The organism is Pseudomonas nitroreducens NBRC 12694 (assembly GCF_002091755.1).
GTDB classification, from domain to species: Bacteria; Pseudomonadota; Gammaproteobacteria; order Pseudomonadales; family Pseudomonadaceae; genus Pseudomonas; species Pseudomonas nitroreducens.
Genome location: NZ_BDAI01000005.1, coordinates 135,645 through 151,280, shown reverse-complemented (window position 1 = coordinate 151,280; position 15,636 = coordinate 135,645). Strand labels below are relative to the sequence as shown.

Sequence of the window (15,636 nt, the reverse complement as noted above, 5' to 3'; positions counted from 1 at the left end):
CATGGGCATCGACCTTCCGCTGATCTGGGCGATCATCATCATCTTCGGCGTGATGATGTATGTGGTGATGGACGGCTTCGACCTGGGGATCGGCATGCTCTATCCGTTCTGCCAGGACGAGGGCGACCGTGACGTCATGATGAACACCGTGGCGCCGGTCTGGGACGGCAACGAGACCTGGCTGGTATTGGGCGGCGCGGCGTTGTTCGGCGCCTTCCCGGTGGCCTATTCGGCGGTACTCTCGGCGCTGTACCTGCCGCTGATCCTGATGCTGATGGGGCTGATCTTCCGCGGCGTGGCCTTCGAGTTCCGCTTCAAGGCCCGGCCGGCGAAACGGCACATCTGGGACAAATCGTTCATCGTCGGTTCGCTGGTGGCGACCTTCTTCCAGGGCGTGGCGCTGGGGGCCTTCATCGAGGGCATCCCGGTGGAAAACCGCGCCTTCGCCGGCGGCGCGCTGGACTGGCTGGCACCGTTCCCGCTGTTCTGCGGCCTGGGCCTGGTGGTGGCATACACCCTGCTGGGCTGCACCTGGCTGATCATGAAAACCGAGGGCCCGCTGCAGCAGCGCATGCATGACCTGGCGAAGCCCCTGGCGTTGGTGCTGCTGGCAGTGATCGGCATCGTCAGCCTGTGGACGCCGCTGGCCCACGAGGACATCGCCCAGCGCTGGTTCAGCCTGCCGAACCTGTTCTGGTTCCTGCCGGTGCCGCTGCTGGTGCTGCTGACCTTCTACAGCCTGCTGCGCTCGGTGGCGCGCAATGACCATGTGAAGCCGTTCCTGCTCACCCTGGCGCTGATCTTCCTGGGCTACAGCGGGCTGGGCATCAGCCTGTGGCCGAACATCATCCCGCCGTCGATGTCGATCTGGGACGCCGCGGCGCCGCCGCAGAGCCTGGGCTTCATGCTGGTGGGCGCGCTGTTCATCATTCCCTTCATCCTCGTCTACACCGCGTGGAGCTACTACGTGTTCCGCGGCAAGGTGAAGCACGGCGACGGCTACCACTAGAGGTGCGCGTGATGACCCATGAAGAGCAGGAGAAGGCGCCGCTGCGCAAGCGGCTCGGCTGGCTGGTACTGATCTGGGCGCTGAGCGTCGCCGGCCTGGGCGTCGCAGCCTGGCTGATGCGCCTGTTCATGAGCGCGGCGGGGCTGGGCACGCCGCACTAGCCGCGCAATCGATCCCATCCGGGCGCCGTCCCCCGGCGCCCGTTCCCACATCCCTCGCCGGTGCTTCCAGCGGGGGATTTTTTTCAGTGCAGCTTGTCGCGCTTGGCCAGGGTGGGGAACAGCTTCATCCAAGCACCGGTGACGACCAGTGTGCCGACGCCGCCGAGTACAACCGCCGGCACCGTGCCGAGCCAGTGGGCGGTAACGCCGGATTCGAATTCGCCCAACTGGTTCGAGGCACCGATGAACAGGCCGTTCACCGCGCTGACCCGGCCGCGCATCTCGTCCGGGGTTTCCAACTGCACGAAGGCGCCGCGGATGACCATGCTGATCATGTCCGCCGCGCCCAGCACTACCAGCACCGCCAGGGAGAACCAGAAGGACGTCGACAGGCCGAAGGCGATGGTGGTGACCCCGAACACGCCCACGGCGGCGAACATGATCCGCCCGACGTTGCGCTCGATGGGGAAGCGCGCCAGCCAGAACGACATCAGCAGTGCGCCCACCGCCGGGGCCGAGCGCAGCAGGCCCAGGCCCCAGGGGCCGGTCAGCAGGATGTCCTTGGCGAACACCGGCAGCAGTGCGGTGGCGCCGCCCAGCAGCACGGCGAACAGGTCCAGCGAGATGGCGCCGAAGATGTCCGGGCGGCTGCGGATGAAGCGGATGCCCGCCAGCAGCGACTCCAGCGTGGCCTTGCCCTGGGCGGCCGGCGCCTGGCGCGAGGGCAGGGTGAGCACCAGGGTGCAGGCGATGAAGTACAGCACTGCGGTGGGCGTGTAGACCCAGAAGGCGCCGAAGGCATAGAGGAAGCCGCCGAAGGCCGGCGCAGCGATGGTCGCCGCCTGCATGGCCGAGGCGGACGCGGCGACGGCACGGGGGAACAGTGCCGTGGGCACGATGTTCGGCAGCAGCGCCTGGGTGGTCGGCATCTCGAACGCCCGCGCGGTGCCCAGCAGGAAGGCCATCACGAAGATCATCTCGCGGGTCACGTTGTCGGTGCTGGCGCCCACCACCAGCGCCACGGCGATCAGGCCCTGGCCGACCTGGCAGAGCGAAGCGATGCGGCGGCGGTCGTAGCGATCGGCGACGTGACCGGTGTGCAGCATGAAGAGCACGCGCGGGGTGAATTCCACCAACCCGACCAGGCCCAGGTCGAGCACGTTGTGGGTCAGTTCGTAGATATGCCAGCCAATGGCCACGGTGATCATCTGGAAGGCGCTGGCGGTGCAGACGCGGGCCAGCCAGAAGGCGAGAAAAGGGCGGTGACGCAGCAGGGACGTGGCTTCGGCGGTCATCTTGGAGGCTTATCTGGAAGGTTCGTTAGGAGGCTAAGCAAGGGCCATGCAGCGTAGCACGGCGTAACACTTTCCCGCTTGTCGCCGAGGGTTTTTGCTATTGGCGAATAGTCTCGACCCGTCGACTAAAATTTTCATCTCCGCGACAAGCTGTCCGATTGACTTTGCTTCGCACTATTGAGGTGCGTTAAAGTTGACAGAAGAGTCAGGTTTTCCTGCAGGATCTTTCCTCCGGCGCCATCCCCGAGACGCCCGCGATTCCGCGGCCTCCGAACTCTCTCCAGCACCGAAAAAACGACATGGGCGGGCCTTCACCGTCCAGAGGATGAACCATGTCCAACCGTGATATTTCCCGGCGCGCCTTCCTGCAGGGCGGGCTGATTGCCGGTGTCAGCGTGACCATGGCGCCGCTCGGCAGCCGGGCCTTCGCTGCCCTGATGGAAAACTCCGTCACCGTCTCCCCGCAGCAGTGGATGGGCCACGACGGCAAGGCGCGTTTCCGTAACGACGCGCTGTCCAAGGTCTGCGGCAACAAGGTGTTCGCCCGCGACATCCGCTCCAAGGACATGCCCGGCTGGCCGCAGCAGCAGGGCCACGCCATGCTGCTCAAGACCATCAAGGCCGACCGCATCTTCGACGGTATCGACCTCGCCTGGCTGGGCGCCGAGCTGCAACCGGACCGCATCGTCACCGCCGAGGACCTGGACAAGGACGGCATCGTCTTCCCCGAAGCCCATGCCCCGGACCCGCTGCTGCCGCGCGGCAAGGTACCGATGTTCATCGGCCACCCGGTGGCGATCCTGATCTGGAACGACTTCGAGCGCTTCCGTCAGGCCAAGCTGAAGATGAAGTTCAACGACAAGGCGATCCGCTACGGTGCGCAGGCGCCGCTGTACCAGGGCGACCCCTACGGCAGCTTCCGCTACGTGCGTGTGGGCGGGGCGACTTCGGCCGATCCGGACGAGTTTTCCAGCCTCAAGGACTCGATCCTGTTCCCGATGATCCGCGAGCGCAAACCGGTGTGGAACCAGCAGCCCAACCAGCACGGTGACCTCACCGAGCAGGGCCTGTTCTACGCGCAGAAGATCAAGGACCAGATCGAAAACCCGCCGGAGAACTGGCTGGTCTTCGACGAACGCTACAAGACCCCGTCCATCGAGCCGGCCGCCATGGAGCCGGACAACGGCAACGGCTGGTACGACCCGGCGAGCAAGACCCTGCACTTCGTGGTCGCCACCCAGTGCCCGTTCGAGGCGGCCTACGAGACGGCGCACATGATCGCCCCGTCGCGCTTCGGCCTGGCCAAACTGAACATGCACCCCGGCTACACCGTGGGTTACGGCTCCAAGGACCACAACATCTTCGTCTACTACGCGGCCCTCGCTGCGCTGTACGGCAACGGTGTACCGGTGCGCCTGGCCAATGACCGCTACGAGCAGTTCCAGAGCGGCATCAAGCGCCACCCGTTCGACATTCGCTACCAGCTCGCGGTGGACAAGAAGGACATGACCTTCAAGATCTTCCGCACCGAGATGAGCGTGGACGGCGGCGGCCGCATCAACTACAGCCCGTCCGTGGCCGCCGTGGGCGCCACCGCCGCGCAGTCGATCTACTACATGCCGCAGAACGACCTGCAGGTGACCGCCTACCATTCCCGCGCCGTCGAGGCCGGCTCCATGCGTGGCTACGGCACCCTGCAGAGCATGGCCGCCACCGAGATGATGGTGGACGAGATCGCCGGTCGCCTGGGCGTGGACGCCATCGAACTGCGCCGCGTCAACGCGCTGAAGTCGGGCATGAAGAACACCCAGGGCGCGATCCCTGCCGGTGCGCTGCGCCTGCACGAAATCCTCGACAAGGCCGCTGCCCACGAGTGGTGGAAGACCCGCGACGCACGCAAGCAGTCGATGGACGCCAAGGACCCGGACCACTGGTACGGCGTCGGCTTCGCCATCTGCCAGAAGGACTTCGGCACCGGCTCGGAAGCGCCCATGGCGAGCATTGAGTTCGATGCCACCGGCAAGGTGCACATGCGCCACATCGGCATCGAGATCGGTACCGGTATGTCCACTTCCCAGGCGCTGGTGGTGGCTGACTTCCTCGGCAAGCCGGCGGACGAGATGAAGACCGCCGAAACCGAGTGGCCGGAGCTGCAGCTGATCAGCGGCGAAGACCCCTACACCATGAGCCAGCCGACCCAGGACGAGAAGCTGCGCAATCCGCGCTGGGTCGGCAAGTACGCCTCGGCGTCGTCGGCGACCAACTCGGCCTACTACTTCAGCCACGCCACCCGCGAAGCGGCACGCGTGCTGTTCAACCACGGCCTGTGGCCGGCGGCCCTGGAAATCTGGCGTCGCGGCCCGTTCAACGGCGCCGCCAACCCGCTGGTGGTGCGCCGCGAGGACGCCCACTGGGTCGACGGCAAGCTCACCGCCAACGGCCTGCAGCCGCTGTCGTTCGCCGAGCTGGCGCAGGTCGCCCACGAAAAGGGCCTGGTCACCGGCGCCACCGTCCACGGCTTCAACCGCTGGAGCTGGGCGGAGTGCGACTACGTCATCGATGGCGTGCGCGACCGCCTGCCGTTGGACGCCCTGGCCGTGAAGTACGGCGACGGCGCGCCGGGTGTGAAGAAGGCGCAGATGAACAGCGCCGGCTTCCACCTGCTGGATCGCCAGAACGTGGCCTATCCGCCGGTGCAGCTGAACAACGCCGCCGTGACCTACTACAGCCCGGTGGCGACCATCGTCGAGCTGAAGGTGAACAAGGGCAACGGCGAAGTCAGTGTGCTCAACCATCACAGCTGGATCGAGTGTGGCCGCGTGCTGGTGCCGGAACTGGTGAAAGGCCAGATCGAAGGCGGCACCGCCATGGGCATCGGCCACGCATTGCTGGAAGACATGCCGCTGTACGAGGGTGGCCCGGGCGAGGGCGACTGGAACTTCAACCGCTACCGTCTCCCGAAGGCGAAGGACGTGGCCGTCTGGCAGCAGAGCTCGGAAATCCTTCCGCCGCTCTCGCCCAGCGATCCGTCCAAGGGCATCGCCGAAGTGGTGATGATCCCGGTGGTCGGCGCCATCGGCAACGCCGTGGCCCACGCCATCGGCAAGCGCGTCCGCGACCTGCCCATCACCCCCGCTCGCATCAAGGAGGCCCTCAATGGCTAAGCGTCCGCTCAACCTGACCTTGAATGGTCAAACCGTCGGTCCGGTCGAGGTTCCCGAGGACCTGCCGATGATCGACTACCTGCACGAATACCAGAACCTCACCGGTTCGCGCCTGGGCTGCGGCCAGGGCATCTGCCATGCCTGCGTGGTGATCGTCGACAACCCCGACGGCACCAGCGAGGAAGTGCGCACCTGCATCACCGGCGCGCACTACTTCGAAGGCAAGAAGGTGCGCACCATCGAGGGCCACGCCAAGCGCGAGGAAGACGGTTCGGTGAAGGAACTGAACCCGATCCAGCAGAAGTTCGTCGACCGCTTCGCCTTCCAGTGCAGCTACTGCGCACCGGGCTTCGTCAACGCCGCCACCGTGCTGGTGGAGAAGGCCCAGCGCCAGCCGTTGAAGAAGAGCGAACTGGAATCGACCATCGAGGCGAGCCTCGGCCACCACATCTGTCGCTGCACCGGGTACGTGCGTTACTACGACGCCACCCGCGAAGTGCTGACCGATCTCGGCCTGGTCAAGGAGGGTTGAGCATGCAGCGCATTCTTTCCGGCCTCGCGCTGGCTGTCGGCCTCGGCCTGGCGGTCAGTGTACAAGCCGCTGACCAGGAGCTGATCAAGCGCGGCGAGTACGTCTCCCGCGCTGCCGACTGCATGGCCTGCCACACCGCCGAGGGCGGCGCGCCGTTCGCCGGCGGCCTGCCGATCCACTCGCCGTTCGGCACCATCTACGGCAGCAACATCACCCCGGACAAGGACTTCGGCATCGGCAACTACAGCGCCGACGACTTCTTCGCCGCCCTCACCGAGGGCAAGCGCAAGGACGGCGCCAACCTCTATCCGGCCATGCCCTACACCTCGTACCACCTCATCAAGCGCGAGGACAGCGATGCCCTCTACGCCTACCTGATGAGCCAGACGCCGGTGCACCGTGCCGCGCCGCAAACCAGCCTGAGCTTCCCGTTCAACGTACGGATGGGCCTGAGTGGCTGGAACATGCTCTACGGCAAGAGCGTCCAGCTGGAAAACACCGAGGGCAAGAGCGAGCCCTACAAGCGCGGCCAGTACCTGGTGGAAGTGCTCGGCCACTGCGGCGAGTGCCACACCCCGCGCAACCAGATCGGCGCCCTGAAGCAGGACAAGCGCCTGACCGGCGGCCTGCTCAACGGCTACAGCGCCCCGAGCCTGCTGGCCCAGGACCTGGCCGAGCGCGGCTGGACCAGCGCCGACCTGACCGGCTTCCTCAAGCACGGCATGAGCCCGCAAGGCAGCATGTTCAACGAGATGTTCCCGGTGATGCACCTGAGCACCCAGCACCTGGGTGACGAGGACCTCGCCGCCATGTCGACCTACCTGCTCGGCGAACAGCCGCCGCAGGCCAAGGTGATCCAGGCGGTGGCCGAGGATCAGCTCAGCGACAGCGCCAAGCGCGGCCGCCAGCAGTACCTCAACGTCTGCGCCGGCTGTCACGGCAACGATGGCGAGGGCAAGCCGCACATCGCCGTGGCCATGCAGGGCAACACCACCCTGCGCCTGGCCGATTCGCGCAACCTGGCCAAGGTCATCGTCGAAGGCATCCGCGAGCAGCAGTTCACCGGTTTCGAGCGCATGCAGCCGATGCCGGGCTTTGCCGACAAGCTCAGTGACGAGCAACTCACGGACCTGATCAACTACCTGCGCCAGGCCTGGGGTGGCCTGCCGGGCGACATGGGCGTACAACAGATCGCTCAACTCAAAGCGGAGTGAGTCGTGCAGCATCTCGATCTGCAAGTAGTCCGGCAGGCGCTCCAGTGGTCCAACGCCGGCCAGCGCGTGTGGCTGTGCAGCGTGCTCTTCACCTATGGCTCGGCGCCCCGCGCGCCGGGCTCGTTGCTGGCGGTCAACGCCAGCGGCCAGTGGGTGGGTTCGCTGTCCGGCGGCTGCGTCGAGGATAACTTTCTCGAACGCGTCGCCGAAGGCGAGTTCAGCGAGCCGGTAGTCGTCGTGCGCTATGGTGACGGCACCGATACCCGCACGAATATCCGCCTGCCCTGCGGCGGCATCCTCGACGTCCTGGTGGAAAACCTCGCGCCCGATTGCGACGTGCAGGCCCACCTGCGCGAGCTGGAGTCGGCGCTGCTCGGCCAGCGTCGCCTGCTGCGCGAAGTGAACCTGCAGGACGGCAGCCGCCGTCTGAGTGACGACCATGAGCACGGCCCGCGCGTGGAGCGGGACGAAGCCAGTGTTCGCTTGCGCGTGGGTGCGGCACAGCGTCTGCTGCTGGCCGGTTATTCCAGCGTCGCGCATTTCTGCGCGGAGTTCGGCAAGGGCCTGGGCTTCGAAGTGATCCTCTGTGATCCCCGCGAAGAGGCGCTCGATGGCGTGGTGCTGGACGGCATCGAAATCCGCCGCGAGCTGCCGTCGATCTTCATCGCCAACGGCGGCTGCCACGTGGACACCGCCGTGGTGGCGCTGACCCACGATCCGAAGATCGACGACCTGGCGATGCTCGAGGCGGTGCGCACCGAAGCGTTCTACATTGGCGTCATGGGTTCGCGCACCACTTCCGACAAACGCCGCGAACGCCTGCACCGCATCGGTGGCCTGAACGAGACGGAGCTGGCGCGCGTGCACGCGCCCATCGGCCTCAATCTGGGTAGCAAGACCCCGGCGGAAATCGCCCTGGCCGTGCTCGCCGACATCCTGCGCACGCGCAGCGGCATTGCCCGCGAGGCGCTGTGACGGTGGTGGCGCTGGTCCTGGCCGCCGGCCAGGGCTCGCGCTTCGGCGCGGACAAGCGCCGCGCGGTTCTTCCGGATGGGCGCAGCCTGCTCGCGCATAGCGTCGAGCGGGCCCAGGCTGTGTTCGACGACGTGCGGGTGGTGCTGCGTGCTGGCGAGCAGGCGGATGCCTTCGGCCTGCCAGCCGGCTGCCGCGTCATCCACAGCCCGGACGCAGCGCTTGGCATGGGGCACAGCCTCGCCGCGGGTGCAGCCTCATTGCTGGACTCCGACGCCCAGGCCGTGGCCATCCTGCTTGGCGACATGCCGTGGATCGCACCGGAAACCCTGCGTGCGCTGGCCGATGCGGCCGGTGCCTCGACCATTCTCTTTCCGCTTCACGATGGCCAGCGTGGCCACCCCGTGCTGTTCGGTCGTGACTTCTGGCCGGAACTGACGCAGCTCACTGGCGATGAAGGCGCCCGCGCGGTGGTGCAGGCGCATCGTGACAGTTGCGTCGTCGTCGAAGTGAAAGACGCGGGTGTCTTGCGAGACGTAGACACGCCGGAAGTCCTGCGCTCCTGAAGGGTTCGCGAACAAGGACTGGGCGTCCCCCTCGTTCCTGCAAGGTGGCGCTGGAGTTCTCCTGTAGGAGCGAGCTTGCTCGCGAGTCCCGGCAGCCCCGAATCTCACTGTTTCAGCGCTGTTCCAGCCACTGCGCGATACGCGGCCAGATTTCCTGGCTGGCATTGCGCGACAGCAGCAGTCGGTTATGGCTGTAATCCTCTTTCGCGCCGGTCGCCAGGCCGAACAGCTCCAGCTTCGCGTCGTTGCCGCCGAACGCTTCCACCAGGGCCTCGCACCCGGCAACCGGAGCGATGAAGGTATCGCCGCTGCCTGCCACGCCCAGCACCGGTAAATCGACGTTCGCCAGTCCCGCCAGATAGTCGAACCCCGCCAGCGAGTCGAAGCGTCGCCGCAGGTTCCACTGGCACCACTGGCGCATCAGCCGTGCGCTCTCTGCCTCCGGCCCGACGCTCTTCGCCCGGCTCGGCGCGACGCGCCGCCAGCGCAGCAGCCAGTCGTAGCCGAGCACGGCCAGCCGATGAGAAAGACTGGCCCCGGCCGCCGTGGCCTGGGAGCCGATCAGCACCATCGAGCGCAGCCGCCGCTGCGCCAGTTCGGGATGGCGCGCCGCCCACATCGAGACGATCAGCCCGCCGCCGGAATGGCCGATCCAGTGCAGCGCTGTTTGCCCGCTGCGCAGGCTCACCGCATCGAGAATCGCCGGCACGTCCTGCTCGGCGACATCATCGAAGCTGTGGATAAAACCGTTGCGCTCACTGTCGCCATGTCCGCGCCATTCGAACAGCCAGCAGGCGAACCCTTGTCCGGCGAGGTAGTTGGCCAGCCCCTGGCAACTTCGATGGTTGGAAAAGGTGCCGTGGGTCAGCACGACGGGCACGCCATCCGCAGGGCCCACGAGGCGCAGCGCCAGGTTGACGCCGTCGGCGCTGCGGATCAGTTCCGGTGTAGAGGGGGAGGGCTCTTGTGCGGTCATGGCGTGCGTCCTGGCGAAGGCGATCCATGCTGCTCCGGCGCGCGGGCCGGAGCAATGCCAGTCGCTTATTTGGTCGCTTTCAGCACCACGAATTTCGGATTTGCCGCCACCTGCTCCACGCCGCGGAACAGGCGCTTGAGCTTGGCGTGGTAGCCCAGGTGACGGTTGCCGACGATCCACAGCTCGCCGCCCGTCACGAGCGCCGCGCGGGCCTGCTGGAACATGCGCCAGGCGAGGAAGTCGCCGACTACTTGCTGCTGGTGGAACGGCGGGTTGCACAGCACCAGATCCAGCGAGTCGGCAGGTTGGCTGGCCAGGCCATCGTCGGGATGGATATCCACAGGTCGGTCGCCGAGGGCCGCTTGCCAGTTCTCGCGGGCCGACTGCACGGCCATGTAGGACTCATCCACCAGGGTCAGCTCGGCCTGCGGATTGAGCCGGGCGAAGGCAATGCCCAGCACGCCGTTGCCGCAGCCCAGGTCCGCTGCGCGCACGGTGTGGTGGGTCTGCGGCAGGTGCGGGAGGAAGGCGCGGGTGCCGATGTCCAGGCCGTCGCGGCAGAACACGTTGGCGTGGTTGACCAGTGTGAGTGCCGGTTTGTCCAGGCGGTAGCGGCTGGGGTAGGGCGAGGAGGGCGCGGGGCGCTGCTCTGCAGTGGCGACCAGCAGCCGGGCTTTCTTCACCGCCAGCGAGGCCTGCATCGGGCCGATGTACTTCTCCAGCAGATCACCGGCGGCGCGCGGCAGGTGCTTGATCATGCCGGCGGCGACCACCTTGGCGCCCGGCGCGAGCTGGCCGTGCAGGCGGATCAGTTGTTCCTCCAGCAGCGCCAGGGTCTTGGGCACGCGCACCAGCACCTGGTCGAACGGGCCCTGCGGCGTTTCGCTGGCGGGCACGAAGGTCAGCGGGGCGTCGGTCAGGCCGTTGCGTTCCAGGTTGCGCTGCAGGGCGATGAAACCCAGGTGTGAATCGCCGCTGCTGGTCACCTTCACATGGGGCGCGAGGCTGGCGGCGAGTGCGCCGAAACTGTCGTTGAGCACCAGCACCCGGCTATCCACGCCAACGCCCTGTTCGTGGAGGTGCGCGAGCAGGTATTCGTCCGCCGCATCGAAGGCCTGTAGCGGGTCTTCGCGCTGTTCGGGGTGGCGGACCAGGTCGAGCTGGGCGAAGGGGCTGGCGAGGACGGGCATGGGACTCTCGAACGAAGTAGGGCTGGGAACAGCTGGAGCTGGAAGTCGCAATGAGACGAGGCTGATTGCAATGAGATTGTCGTCAAACTGCGAAGCAGTTGGCCATCATCCGCTTGTGCGGGGCGGCGTTATACCGAAAAATTATGACCTATCCGCCCGCTGTCGTCTTTGCATCGCTGCGCGGCGGCCTCCCAATAATAACCGGGCGCTCCAGACGACCCGGTAGGGCCCGATCCCGGAGCTGCGCTCCGCCGACCGACGGCCACCACTCCAAGTCTTCACGAATCCTCGACACGCGACGCTCGTTCGCGCGCCGGGCTATTGCCATTGCATAAGGATGTCGATGTACAAGTCGTTGCTCGGGGTGGCCCTGTCCGCCCTTTTCCTCGTGGCTCCAGCGGCCTTCGCCGATGCGCCCATCGTGATCAAGTTCTCCCACGTCGTCGCCGACGACACGCCCAAGGGCCGTGGCGCGCTGCTGTTCAAGAAGCTGGTGGAGGAGCGCCTGGCCGGCCAGGTGAAGGTCGAGGTATACCCCAACTCCACGCTGTTCGGCGATGCCGACGAACTGCAGGCGCTGCAGGACGGCAAGGTGCAGATGCTGGCGCCATCGCTGTCGAAGTTCGAGGGCTACACCAAGCAGCTGGAGGTCTTCGACCTGCCGTTCCTGTTCGATGACCTGGAGGCGGTGAAGCGCTTCCAGAAGCGCGACAAGAGCCGTGAGCTGCTGCACTCCATGGCGCGCTCGGGCATCTACGGCCTGGGCTACTGGAACAACGGCATGAAGCAGCTTTCCGCCAACCGCGAGCTGCGCGCGCCGGCCGATGCCAAGGGCCTGGCCTTCCGCATCCAGCCGTCCTCGGTGATCAACGCGCAGTTCGGCCTGCTCGATGCCACGGCGGTGAAGATGCCCTTCGCCGAGACCCTCAAGGCGCTGCAGGACGGCAAGGTGCAGGGCACCGAGAACACCTGGTCGAACATCGGCAGCCAGAAGCTGGATACCGCGCAGCCGTTCATCACCGAGACCAACCACGGTGTGCTCAGCTACATGGTGATCAGCAACCAGAAGTTCTGGAACAGCATGCCGTACCCGGTGCGCACCCAACTTGAGAGCATCATCGAAGAGGTCACCGTCGAGGTGAACAAGGACGCCGAAGCGCTGAACCAGAAGGAACGTGACCATGTGGTGGCCAACGGCAAGGCGCGCATCATCGCCCTGACGCCGGCCGAGCGTGATGCCTGGCGCACCGCCATGCAGCCGTTGTGGAAGCAGTTCGAAGTGGAGATCGGCACCGACGTGCTGCGCGCCGCCCAGGTGGTAAACCGCAAGCACTGATCCCCTGGCAGTGATCTGGAGCAGGCTTGTGGCGATCTCCCCGGATAGCCACAAGCCTTGCGGGTGTTTCTATCGCCCTGAATACGGGAAAATGGACCGTTGCCTGCAAAGGAGCGGATGATGACCGCCAGCGAAGAGAAGTTCACCCGCCAGACCCTGGTGGAGGTGCAGACGCTCACCCCGAGCCTGTTCACCCTGCGCACCACCCGCGACAGCGGCTACCGCTTCCGCGCCGGGCAGTTCGCCCGCCTGGGCGTGTACAAGCCCAGCGGCAGCATCGTCTGGCGCGCCTATTCGATGGTCTCGGCTCCCCACGACGACTTCCTCGAGTTCTTCTCCATCGTCGTTCCGGGCGGCGAATTCACCAGCGAGCTCAGCCGCCTGCGCGTCGGCGACCAGTTGCTGGTGGATCGCCAGGCTTTCGGTTTCCTCACACTCGATCGCTTCCCCGATGGTCGCGACCTGTGGCTGCTGTCCACCGGCACCGGCCTGGCGCCGTTCCTGTCGATCCTGCAGGACTTCGAGGTGTGGGAGCGCTTCGAGACCATCAAGCTGGTCTACAGCGCCCGCGAGGAAAAGGAGCTGGCCTACCGCGACCTGATCGCCAGCTTCGGCGCGATGGAGCACCTGGCCGAACATATCCACAAGCTGCAGTTCATTCCGGTGGTCACCCGCGAGCAGGTGCCCGGCTGCCTGAATGCGCGAATCACCACGCTGATCGAGAACGGCGAGCTGGAACGCGCCGCCGGGCTGGAACTCACCCCTGAGCATTCGCGGGTGATGCTCTGCGGCAACCCGCAGATGATCGAGGACACCCGTGCGGTGCTGAAGGCCCGCGGCATGAGCCTGGCGCTGACGCGCAAGCCCGGCCAGATCGCCGTGGAAAACTATTGGTAAGTGTCGCTCGATAGATTTTGAAAAGATTGTCCGCTGAGGGCACCCCGTCTTTGCCCTTAGGATAGGCGTCCGTTTCCCCTTTTTCGGACCTCGATGGACAGTCAAAGTACGAAGCCGACCCCGGTGCCTACCCCCGTAGAGCCGGTGATCGGCGAACCTCCCCCGGCACCCGCGCTCGCGGATGCTGCTTCCCGGCCTGCCATGGCGCGCACCCAGCGAGGTGAGTCCACATGGAATGGCTGATGGACCCCACGGCCTGGCTTGGCCTGCTCACCCTGATCCTGCTCGAGCTGGTGCTCGGCATCGACAACCTGGTCTTCATCGCGATCCTCGCGGACAAGCTGCCGCCGCACCTGCGCGACCGCGCGCGGCTGATCGGCCTGTCGCTGGCGCTGCTGATGCGCCTGGGCCTGCTGGCGAGCATTTCCTGGCTGGTCACGCTCACCGAGCCGTTGATCGAAGTATTCGGCAAGAGCTTCTCCGGCCGTGACCTGATCATGCTGTTCGGTGGCCTGTTCCTGTTGTTCAAGGCGACCCTGGAGCTGCACGAGCGCCTGGAAGGCCGCGTGCACACTTCCAATGGCAAGCGCGTCTATGCCGCCTTCTGGCCGGTAGTGGCGCAGATCGTGGTGCTGGACGCGGTGTTCTCCCTCGACGCGGTGATCACCGCCGTGGGCATGGTCGACCAGCTGGAAGTGATGATGATCGCGGTCATCTTCTCCATCGGCCTGATGATGGTCGCGAGCAAGCCGCTGACCCGCTTCGTCAACGAGCACCCGACGGTAATCATGCTCTGCCTGGGCTTCCTGCTGATGATCGGCTTCAGCCTGACCGCCGAAGGCCTGGGCTTCCACATCCCGAAAGGCTACCTGTACGCCGCCATCGGCTTCAGCCTGCTGATCGAGATGGCCAACCAGCTGGTGCGCTGGAAGCGCCAGAAGAGCCAGCGTGGGCAACGCGGCCTGCGCCAGCGCACCGCGCACGCCGTGCTGCGCCTGATGGGTGGCAGGGTGGATGCCGACGAGGTGGGCGAGGAGATCGCTGACCTGGTCGGCCCGGCGGAGGGCAGCGAGGCGCCGTTCGACCGCCGCGAGCGGGTGATGATCAGTGGCGTGCTGGGCCTGGCCGAGCGCCCGGTGAAAGCCGTGATGATCGACCGCCAGCGGATGCACCGCGTGGACGTCGCCGACAGCCCGGAGGACATCCGCCGCGCGCTGCTGGAGTCGCCATACTCCCGATTGCTGGTGATCCGCGCAGGCAATATCGACGAGCCGCTGGGTTATGTGCACAAGAAGGAACTGTTCGCGGACCTGTTGCAGGGCCGAGAGCTGGACATCCTGCCGCTGTTGCGCGAGCCGTTGAGCCTTCCGGACAGCAGCACCGTGCTGGGCGCGCTGGAACTGATGCGCGAGGCCTCGACCCACCTGGCCTTCGTGGTCAACGAGTTCGGCGGCTTCGAAGGCATGCTGAGCATGACCGACGTACTGGAGGCCATCGCCGGCGAGCTGCCCGATGCCAGCGAAGTCTCCGGCACTGATATCGAGCCCGATGCCGCTGGCTACCGGGTGGACGGTGCGGTGACGCTGAGTGCGCTCGCCGAGCGGGTCGGCTTCCACGCGCGCCCGACAGCGGAGTACCAGACTCTCGGCGGGCTGGCGCTCAAGCACCTTGGCCGCTTGCCGGCCAAGGGAGACACGCTGGAGCTGGGCGGCTGGCGCCTGGAAGTGACGGACGTCAGCGAGCGGCGCATAGGCCGCGTGCTGCTGACGCCGCCAGCCTGACCCGGCTGATGGTCAGCGATCTGCTCAGGGAGCGCGGTTGTTCTGCTGCTTGAGCAGGTCGCGGATCTCGGTCAGCAGGGTTTCCTCGGGGGTCGGCACCGGCGGAACGCTGGGCTCCACGGCCTCTTCGCGCTTGAGGCGGTTGATCGCCTTCACGCCCATGAAGATGGCGAAGGCGACGATGATGAAGTCCAGGCAGGTCTGAACGAACTTGCCGTAGGCCAGGACCACCGCGGGCACGTCGCCTTCGGCGGCCTTGAGCGTGATCGCCAGGTCGGAAAAGTCCACGCCTCCGATCAGCAGGCCGATGGGCGGCATGATCACGTCGCCGACGAAGGACGAGACGATCTTGCCGAACGCGGCGCCGATGATGATACCGACGGCCATGTCGACGACGTTGCCCTTGACGGCGAAGGCCTTGAATTCGCTAAGCAGACTCATGCACTGACTCCTTGTTACGCAAGATAGAGAGGGACAGGCGCAGTTTAGCGGCCTGTCGTCGTCTGAACACCCCGGTGGCGTCCAATTCACACCGTATGACCG

At 66.1% G+C, this 15,636-nt stretch carries 14 protein-coding genes; 10 read left to right on the top strand and 4 right to left on the bottom strand.

Annotated features, from left to right (window positions below; genetic code table 11):
* Position 1 precedes the first annotated feature (1 nt).
* Together cydB and PNI01S_RS15540 are read left to right on the top strand one after the other, a co-directional pair.
* Complete coding sequence (gene cydB, locus PNI01S_RS15545) at positions 2-1,009, top strand: cytochrome d ubiquinol oxidase subunit II (RefSeq protein WP_024764767.1); 1,008 nt, start codon at positions 2-4, stop codon at positions 1,007-1,009.
* Positions 1,010-1,020: 11 nt separating this feature from the next.
* The gene (locus tag PNI01S_RS15540) at positions 1,021-1,170 is read left to right on the top strand and encodes a DUF2474 domain-containing protein (protein ID WP_037007166.1); all 150 of its coding nucleotides are present in this window, start codon (positions 1,021-1,023) and stop codon (positions 1,168-1,170) included.
* A gap of 83 nt (positions 1,171-1,253) precedes the next feature.
* Here PNI01S_RS15540 and PNI01S_RS15535 read toward each other — a convergent pair whose 3' ends face one another.
* Positions 1,254-2,465, bottom strand: a complete 1,212-nt coding sequence (locus tag PNI01S_RS15535) for an MFS transporter (protein ID WP_024764768.1) — start codon at positions 2,463-2,465, stop codon at positions 1,254-1,256.
* A gap of 332 nt (positions 2,466-2,797) precedes the next feature.
* Between PNI01S_RS15535 and PNI01S_RS15530 the strand changes: the two genes are divergently transcribed.
* Genes PNI01S_RS15530 through PNI01S_RS15510 form a run of 5 tightly spaced genes read left to right on the top strand, consistent with a single transcriptional unit; the run spans position 2,798 to position 8,913 of the window.
* Complete coding sequence (locus PNI01S_RS15530; protein ID WP_084358550.1) at positions 2,798-5,629, top strand: xanthine dehydrogenase family protein molybdopterin-binding subunit; 2,832 nt, start codon at positions 2,798-2,800, stop codon at positions 5,627-5,629.
* Entirely contained in the window at positions 5,622-6,161 is a 540-nt protein-coding gene (locus tag PNI01S_RS15525) for a (2Fe-2S)-binding protein (RefSeq protein WP_084358549.1), read from the top strand. The genes PNI01S_RS15530 and PNI01S_RS15525 overlap by 8 nt, the downstream gene beginning before the upstream one ends.
* A 2-nt stretch (positions 6,162-6,163) precedes the next feature.
* A complete protein-coding gene (locus tag PNI01S_RS15520) occupies positions 6,164-7,375 on the top strand; it encodes a cytochrome c (protein ID WP_084358548.1) in 1,212 nt (403 codons plus the stop codon).
* A gap of 3 nt (positions 7,376-7,378) precedes the next feature.
* The gene (locus PNI01S_RS15515; RefSeq protein WP_084358547.1) at positions 7,379-8,350 is read left to right on the top strand and encodes an XdhC family protein; all 972 of its coding nucleotides are present in this window, start codon (positions 7,379-7,381) and stop codon (positions 8,348-8,350) included.
* A complete protein-coding gene (locus PNI01S_RS15510; protein WP_084358546.1) occupies positions 8,347-8,913 on the top strand; it encodes a nucleotidyltransferase family protein in 567 nt (188 codons plus the stop codon). Before PNI01S_RS15515 ends, PNI01S_RS15510 begins: the two co-directional genes overlap by 4 nt.
* A gap of 112 nt (positions 8,914-9,025) precedes the next feature.
* Here PNI01S_RS15510 and PNI01S_RS15505 read toward each other — a convergent pair whose 3' ends face one another.
* Positions 9,026-9,889, bottom strand: coding sequence for an alpha/beta fold hydrolase (locus PNI01S_RS15505; protein WP_065085479.1), 864 nt, complete (start codon positions 9,887-9,889; stop codon positions 9,026-9,028).
* 65 nt (positions 9,890-9,954) lie between these two features.
* The gene (locus PNI01S_RS15500; protein WP_084358545.1) at positions 9,955-11,079 is read right to left on the bottom strand and encodes a methyltransferase; all 1,125 of its coding nucleotides are present in this window, start codon (positions 11,077-11,079) and stop codon (positions 9,955-9,957) included.
* Between the two features lie 343 nt (positions 11,080-11,422).
* On the opposite strand from PNI01S_RS15500, the gene PNI01S_RS15495 reads away from it, so the two are divergent.
* The 3 genes from PNI01S_RS15495 to PNI01S_RS15485 all read left to right on the top strand — a co-directional run bounded on the left by PNI01S_RS15495 (position 11,423) and on the right by PNI01S_RS15485 (position 15,093).
* The gene (locus tag PNI01S_RS15495; protein ID WP_084358544.1) at positions 11,423-12,415 is read left to right on the top strand and encodes a TRAP transporter substrate-binding protein; all 993 of its coding nucleotides are present in this window, start codon (positions 11,423-11,425) and stop codon (positions 12,413-12,415) included.
* Between the two features lie 120 nt (positions 12,416-12,535).
* Positions 12,536-13,312, top strand: coding sequence for a ferredoxin--NADP reductase (locus tag PNI01S_RS15490; RefSeq protein WP_024764776.1), 777 nt, complete (start codon positions 12,536-12,538; stop codon positions 13,310-13,312).
* A 230-nt stretch (positions 13,313-13,542) separates the two neighbouring features.
* Positions 13,543-15,093, top strand: a complete 1,551-nt coding sequence (locus PNI01S_RS15485) for a TerC family protein (RefSeq protein ID WP_024764777.1) — start codon at positions 13,543-13,545, stop codon at positions 15,091-15,093.
* A gap of 24 nt (positions 15,094-15,117) precedes the next feature.
* Here the strand turns inward: PNI01S_RS15485 and mscL are convergent, their stop codons facing one another.
* The gene (gene mscL, locus PNI01S_RS15480) at positions 15,118-15,534 is read right to left on the bottom strand and encodes a large-conductance mechanosensitive channel protein MscL (RefSeq protein ID WP_084358543.1); all 417 of its coding nucleotides are present in this window, start codon (positions 15,532-15,534) and stop codon (positions 15,118-15,120) included.
* Positions 15,535-15,636: the final 102 nt, after the last annotated feature.